Raw genomic sequence first — 7,072 nt, forward strand, 5'->3', positions numbered from 1 at the left:
TAAACTTAAAAATTGTCGGAAAAGAACACTCTAAAGTGAATTAGAGAGTTACTTATTCATGCACAATTTCGATTAGTTCTCGATAGATAGATTTACACTATCAGTCAGAATTAATCGAACTGCCAAATTCAACGTCAGACCGAAAAAGCTCCGGTCTCCACTAATGATCTTGAATTGAAGGTGATTGAAATTCCGCGCATTGTGCGGGAACAGTAAATATGAATTCTTGGCATATAAGGGTTTTGATTCCTTATAAACCTTGTAACTCACAACACCAAGTTGCAAAGCAATATCTGCACCATTGCAGTCTTGCTCATTCACCCGCCTTGCGAGAACTCCTAATTGTAAGAACCGATATAAATACATATCGTAAGCAATGAATTTTGAATGCGCGTAAATATTCAACATAAAACAAAGTTAAAGCTCACCTCGACATACACAAACATAGAAAACATATTCTCCGATCAGAAACACACATTAAAAACTGGAGCATACGCAACCTTTAACAATAAATGATACGTAAATAGCAAGGTATATTGAACAAAATCCAAAACTGAATTAAAATTGCACAAGATATCAATAAATAGGGATGAAGAGCCAACGCAAAGAAGCAGAGAAGTACTTGCGACCATTGAGAACATCCCAGACGCAAAACATGTCAAATTCAGATACTTGGATGAGAACGTCAGTATGGAGCGCATTCCTAGAGCAATGAAAAAATTCCTAAAAGGTTGATCATGAAAGAAGGGAAAGAAGGACTGGATACTAAAGTAAAGCGTCTTGACACCGCTGTTGATAAATTACGCATAAAACGCAAAGACAGCAATACACTGAAAGTAACTGAAAATGTATTCGATGATGCAACTCTAAAATCCCTATATACACTATCTAATAAAGGAATAGTACAGGCACTTGGCGGATCCATAAGCACCGGCAAAGAAGCAAATGTATTCCTTGGCGAGGGAGAAGAGCACGACATTGCCATTAAGATATACAGGATATCCTCCAGCACATTCAGGTCAATGGAAGACTACATTCTCGGAGATCCGCGCTTCACTAACATCAGACACAACAAAAGAGACATCATCTTTGCATGGACCAAAAAGGAGTTTCGCAACCTCATACGTGCAAATGAAGCCGGCATACGCGTACCCGTACCCATCATCACAGAAAGGAACATACTTATTATGGAGTTCATGGGTGAGAACGAAAAACCATTCCCTGCTTTAAAAGATATGAGGCTCGAACTCGAAGATGGTAAACAGATATTCGAAACTATTATAGATGACATGCACAAGCTCTACACCAAAGCAAGTCTTGTCCATGGAGATCTTAGCGAATACAACATACTCATCGACACCAATGACCTAACGCCCATCATGATCGATATGGGGCAATCGGTGACCCTGGAACATCCACGAGCAGACATATTTCTAAAAAGAGACATTGAAAATATACTAAGATACTTTAAGCGTTTCAAAATTGATGAGACTCCCGAAAGCGTTTACAAACGCATAAAAAATACAGGGAACGAGAACTGAAAAGCGCAAACTATAATTACAATAATCAGTAGGTAGACCATATGACCCACATCAAAGTACCCCAGGACAGAATCGGCGCAATAATCGGCCCACAAGGCAGCGTCAAAAAGATGATCGAAGAAAGATCCACTGCAACACTTAACATCGACAGTGAGAACGGTACAGTCGAAGTAATAGCAGGAGATGACCCGGTTGGCGGAATGAGAGCAACAGATGTCATTCAAGCAATAGGCAGAGGATTCAACCCCGACAAAACATACATATTCTTTGATGATGACCTCATGATGCTTGAAGTAATTGATCTTTCACAAACCGCATCCACCTCAAAGGAACTCCTGCGCCTCAAAGGCAGAATAATTGGAAAAGGCGGAAAGACAAGAGAAATAATAGAGAGTCTCATAGGTATCAAAATGTCCGTTTATGGAAAAACAGTAAGCGCAATAGGCCATCCAGACCAGATCCTCATCGTAAGGACGGCAATGGATATGCTCATCGGTGGCGCAACCCATGGTGCAGTATACAGTTTCCTCGAAAAGAAGAAACAAGACCTTATGCGCTCACAGCTTGACTCATACTAAAAACTAAAAGGATGACACTAATAGTGATCATCCACCTTTAACATTTCTGGAAAACTGGGGAGATATCCATGAGTGAACAAAAGAACATAGTCGAAACAGCAATTGAAATGGGAGATTTCTCGACACTTATAAGTGCCGCAAAAAAGCTTGGCCTCTTCAATAAATTCAGTAACGAAGGTCCATACACGATTTTTGCCCCCATAGAAAGAGCATTTGAACCAATTCCAGACAGTGTCACCGATGAAGCTTTTGAGGATCGCGAATACCTAATGGACATTATAAACTACCACATTGTGGAAGGAAAATACCTCACATCTGGTCTTAAAAATATCCAAACACTCACTGCACTCAATGGAAAAACACTCAAGGTCTCCAAAAATGGAAAGCTCCTTGTCAACGGTATCGAAATAAAAAAAGAAGATATCGAATGTACAAACGGAGTGATACATGTGATCGAGGAGATCCTTATTCCATAAGCTCATTTTAAAGGAAGCATCACGTGGACCTTAGTCCCCACACCAACCTCACTTTCCACCCACATCTGACCTTCATTGAGCATCACAAGTTTTTTAGTAAGAGCAAGTCCTAGTCCTGTACCACCATACTTTCGTTTGGCAGAACCATCACCCTGATGGAATTTATCATAAAGATGCGGCAATTGCCCCATGGGAATCCCAATGCCATCATCACATATCACAATATGCGCCATATCGCCAATAGCACTTGCCTGAACTCCAACCTAACCACGATCGGAAGTAAACTTGACAGCATTTGTTAAAAGATTATGCAATATGTGCTTGAACTTTATCTTATCTACACAGATCTGAGGAAGGTCGGGATCCAATTCACAGACAAAAGAAATATCCTTCAATAAAATAGAATGCATAAGAGATTCCTTAACCTCCAGAACAGAATGCAATATCTTAAATTTCTCCACATTCACTTCTGCATTCCCGGCTTCAATGTTCGAAATTTCAAGGATCTTAGTTATAATCTCCGAAAGATGATTACCATTATTTGAAACATTCTGAAGATATCTCCTCTGTACATCATTCAGATCCCCACAGCGACCATCCAACAATATCTCAGAAAAACCAATAATTGAATTCAACGGAGTTCGAAGTTCATGGCTTACATTAGCAAGGAACTCGCTCTTAGAACAATTTGCAGCATCAGCTATTGACATTGCACGCTTTAAAGCATCATCCGCTTTTTTCGTTTCAGTTATATCCTTCAGTGCAACAAAGATGTAAGAAGGCATATTATCCCTATCAAAGATAAGATCACATTCAAGAATCGCAGGGAAGATGCTTCCATTCTTCCTCATATGCCATACCTCTTCATCCATACAGCAATCTGAATTCAGAAGATTATCCAGAAGGCATTTCAAGCGCGGAACTTGACTTTCATTATAGAACATCAAGAAATGAGTTCCGAAGAGCTCCTCAACAGAATAGCCATGAAGTTGAGAAAATGCTTCATTCACATATATGATATTGCCATCCATATCAAGTATAGATATCCCATAATTTACCTTATCCGATATCGACTTGAATATATTAAGATCATTCTCAACAAGCTTCATTTCAACGAATATACCCAAAGACCGAGTGACCGAATCTACAAAACCACCATCATTCTGGAAATAATCAGCACTAGTATCAGGCATATCTTCAGAATACCAAACCTCGAAACTACCATGGACAACGTCATCAACGATTATATCCGATCTGCAGTTCCAATTCGAATCAATGAAAAGCCCAGACTGGAAAACATTTTCTTCATAAATAAGGCGACAACCGGTAACTGATCGACCTTTCATATCAGAAAAAACAGTATCAACTACATTCCTAAACCCCTCATTCAAAGAAGGAAGAACATTAACTATACTTGAAACCTTAAACAAACATTCAAACTCACACACATGTTTATTCAGATCACGTTCCTGCATTTCCAGAACGTCATGAGCACATCTGCGTTCGGTAATATCAGAGAATGTCATTGCGAATTCACCACTACGTGGGCAGAAAACGTTCACCTCATAAAAACGATCCCCAAAAAGCGAATAATCATCAAAATGAGCACTCTCGCCGGTCAGTGCTACCTTGCCATATTTATCAACCCATGAGACATCCATACGAGGAAAAATATCCAGAACACTTTTTCCGATGACATCGTCTTTCTTCAGACCTACGATTCTCTCAAAAGCCGGATTAACGTCAAGGAAACAATAATCGATCGGAACTCCATCCCCATCGCAAATTATCTCATGCAAAGCGTATGCACACACCATTTCATTGAAGATCTGTGGATATGCATCAATTCTGCCATAACCATCAGAAAGCCACTGCTCTGAACGACCAGGATCACGATCAATAAGATCTAATACTACATTTGAAGTCTGCTTTAATTCCCTTTCAGAAAACATTCATAATCCACATTGCACTTTTTACACCAACGACCACATGAACAATAGTTATTAGTTCATATTAGCATCCATACCGTACATGCCACAGCAGGCAATACTACCTAAGTGCATGTGAATCTTTTGGTAATATCAAGTGCACATCTAAATATATTAGTGATCGGGAGAGACGTTTATTTTAAATTATTTGAAATTTTTTTAAACCCACGATAAATAAAAAGCATAGATGACAAAGATTCCCGAAAGAAGTTTGTCACCATCAAATAAGGTCATTCATCTTCAAGAAGTTCATCCACCAATTCAAGAAGGTCCTTTACTACCAATTTTGAACTTTCATCGATTCCAAGAGCAAGATTATTGACACAAAACGGACAGGTGGTCAACAACACATCGGCAAACTCAGCCTGATCCGCACGCTTAGAAGCGATATTTCGGGAAATTTCCGGGAACTGTGCCCTTACGCCACCGCCACCGCCACAGCAGCGTGCAGATTCCCTGTTATCAGCCATCTCCACAAATTCAATATCGGGAATCTTATTGATAACATCCCGAGGTGCATCATAGATACCAAGATGTCGGCCAATATGGCAGGGGTCATGATATGTCACCGTTTTCCCGTAAGGCTTAAGAGGCAACTCCTGCTCACTCAACCACTCAATGAAATGCAGAGCCTTGAACGGCAACTCCATGAATTGCGGATACTCTTTCCTGAACATCCTCAAACAACCCGCACATGAGAACAGAACTATTTCTGCACCAGTAGCCCCTATCGCTTTAACATTGGCCTCTGCCTGCCGCCTTATATTGTCATCAGAAAAACCAAGTCTTCCAAGAACACTGCCACAGCATACCTCATCAAGCAGCGTATAATCCGCACCAAGCTTTTTCAATATAGAGATACCTGCCTCTGCGATCTCCCTATTCCTATAGGCCGCACTACAGCCAGTAAAATAAGCGATCTTGGCCTTATGCGGCTTTTCACCAAACATCTCAAGCCTACTCTTCTCTTCCCCGAAAGGATTACCCAGCATTGAAATCGATTCTGCGATCTTACGATGAGTAGGACTCATAATATCCGAAGCCACAAGGTCCTTCCTTACAGCCTCCACAACCCCCACAACATCTGTTGAAGAAGGACACCTGCGAGTGCAATCTGCACAGGTCGTGCACTGGTACAGTCTCTCAACAACAGACTCATCCGGCTCGATATCGCCTGAATACAGGCCATAGCAAAGCGCCATCTTGCCCCTTGCCACCGAAGAATCCCACTCGACATCAGCAAAGATTGGACATACGTCCTTACAAAAACCGCACTGAGTACAATTGACCAATTCTTTTTTCCACTTATCCAGATTATCGGTTCGCATTCACTCATCCTCCACATGATACCGCAGACGCGCAATGAAATTCTCTTCCCAGTCCATTATCTTGTACGGGTTCATAATATTGTTCGGATCAAGCCCTCTCTTGATCACCTTCATCACCTCAAGGCTTGATTCCCTTTCTTTGAGGAAGAACGGAGCTTTCGTCATCCCAACCCCATGCTCACCGGTTATCGTGCCACCAAGCTCCATGACCTTCTCATAGATCTCTGATACCGCCTTTTCTGCCTGGTCCCAATGAGACTGCCTTGTCGGATCCATCAGTACCTTCGTGTGCAGATTGCCATCCCCGGAATGACCATAACTTGCAATAATAATATCATATTTATCAGAAATAGCCTGAAAAGCCTTCACAGCCTCCGGCACCTTGCTCATGGGTACGGCCATATCATCAGCAAGCATCACTGTCACAAGGTCATCATGATACTTTGACAAAGCAGGGATCATCGCTTTCCTGCCTCTCCACAATTCCTCTTTCCTCTCGGCATCATAAGTAAAATCAACAGATATGGAACCGGATCCCTTACAGATCTCCGTCACTTTCCCTATCTGGTCCTTCACATCATGGGAACTGCCATCGACCTCTATCAACAGTATTGCCTCTTCATCAGGAAGCCCAAGACATACAGCCTTGTTAACCGCTTCAATACAAACACGGGACATCAGCTCCAGCCCGGAAGGAATGACAGGATAAGCAATGATATTAGAAACACACCTACCAGCATCTTCCAGGGTATGAAAAACAGCCACTGCAACCGCAGTAGCTTCTGGAAGGGGAGTGATCCTGAGATTGACCTCCGTGATAACACCAAGCGTACCCTCCATACCGCACATCAGCTTTTCGAGCTGGTATCCGGCAGAGTTCTTCAATGTCCTTGACCCGAACCGTGCAATCTCCCCTGTAGGAAGGACAACTTCCATTCCAAGAACATAGTCCCTTGTAGCACCGTACTTCACAGCATTGCCACCGGAAGCATTCGTAGCCACCATGCCACCAATGTTCGCAACGTTCCCACTGGAAGGACCGGGTATGAAAAAGCCGTATTCCTTAAGTTTAGCGTTCAGGTCCTTATGGATCACCCCGGGCTCAACGACCACATACAGATCCTCAATATGAAGCTCTTTGATAGCATTCATCCTTTGAAG

8 protein-coding genes are annotated in these 7,072 nt (G+C 41.9%); 4 read left to right on the forward strand and 4 right to left on the reverse strand.

The features are described 5' to 3' along the window. The first annotated feature begins 564 nt into the window (after positions 1 to 564). From QAS77_RS09235 to QAS77_RS09250, 4 genes are all read left to right on the forward strand, one after another. A complete protein-coding gene (locus QAS77_RS09235; RefSeq protein ID WP_250869390.1) occupies positions 565 to 735 on the forward strand; it encodes a hypothetical protein in 171 nt (56 codons plus the stop codon). A 2-nt stretch (positions 736 to 737) separates the two neighbouring features. Further along, positions 738 to 1,541 carry a serine protein kinase RIO gene (locus tag QAS77_RS09240; RefSeq protein WP_250869389.1) on the forward strand — a complete coding sequence of 268 codons (804 nt, stop codon included), beginning with the start codon at positions 738 to 740 and terminating at the stop codon, positions 1,539 to 1,541. A 41-nt stretch (positions 1,542 to 1,582) separates the two neighbouring features. Then, positions 1,583 to 2,119, forward strand: coding sequence for a KH domain-containing protein (locus tag QAS77_RS09245; RefSeq protein ID WP_250869388.1), 537 nt, complete (start codon positions 1,583 to 1,585; stop codon positions 2,117 to 2,119). 68 nt (positions 2,120 to 2,187) lie between these two features. Continuing rightward, positions 2,188 to 2,595, forward strand: a complete 408-nt coding sequence (locus QAS77_RS09250) for a fasciclin domain-containing protein (protein ID WP_305065114.1) — start codon at positions 2,188 to 2,190, stop codon at positions 2,593 to 2,595. Between the two features lie 2 nt (positions 2,596 to 2,597). Here QAS77_RS09250 and QAS77_RS09255 read toward each other — a convergent pair whose 3' ends face one another. The 4 genes from QAS77_RS09255 to QAS77_RS09270 all read right to left on the reverse strand — a co-directional run. Further along, positions 2,598 to 2,837: an ATP-binding protein gene (locus QAS77_RS09255; RefSeq protein WP_331522573.1), complete on the reverse strand. Its 240-nt coding sequence runs from the start codon at positions 2,835 to 2,837 to the stop codon at positions 2,598 to 2,600. Positions 2,838 to 2,858: 21 nt separating this feature from the next. Beyond that, on the reverse strand, positions 2,859 to 4,547 hold the full coding sequence (locus QAS77_RS09260; protein WP_305065115.1) for a PAS domain S-box protein: 1,689 nt from the start codon (positions 4,545 to 4,547) through the stop codon (positions 2,859 to 2,861). Positions 4,548 to 4,813: 266 nt separating this feature from the next. After that, positions 4,814 to 5,911 carry a (Fe-S)-binding protein gene (locus QAS77_RS09265; RefSeq protein WP_305065116.1) on the reverse strand — a complete coding sequence of 366 codons (1,098 nt, stop codon included), beginning with the start codon at positions 5,909 to 5,911 and terminating at the stop codon, positions 4,814 to 4,816. Continuing rightward, the coding region (locus tag QAS77_RS09270; RefSeq protein ID WP_305065118.1) for an FAD-binding oxidoreductase at positions 5,912 to 7,072 on the reverse strand (1,161 nt) is incomplete at its 5' end.

Origin of the sequence: Methanococcoides sp. (assembly GCF_030594565.1) — an archaeon.
GTDB lineage: Archaea > Halobacteriota > Methanosarcinia > Methanosarcinales > Methanosarcinaceae > Methanococcoides > Methanococcoides seepicolus.

Bases quoted from the DNA above. Each gene is read 5' to 3' on its own strand.
- QAS77_RS09240 (WP_250869389.1), top strand. From the start codon at position 738: ATGAAAGAAGGGAAAGAAGGACTGGATACTAAAGTAAAGCGTCTTGAC.
- QAS77_RS09265 (WP_305065116.1), bottom strand. From the start codon at position 5,911: ATGCGAACCGATAATCTGGATAAGTGGAAAAAAGAATTGGTCAATTGT.
- QAS77_RS09260 (WP_305065115.1), bottom strand. From the start codon at position 4,547: ATGTTTTCTGAAAGGGAATTAAAGCAGACTTCAAATGTAGTATTAGAT.
- QAS77_RS09245 (WP_250869388.1), top strand. From the start codon at position 1,583: ATGACCCACATCAAAGTACCCCAGGACAGAATCGGCGCAATAATCGGC.
- QAS77_RS09250 (WP_305065114.1), top strand. From the start codon at position 2,188: ATGAGTGAACAAAAGAACATAGTCGAAACAGCAATTGAAATGGGAGAT.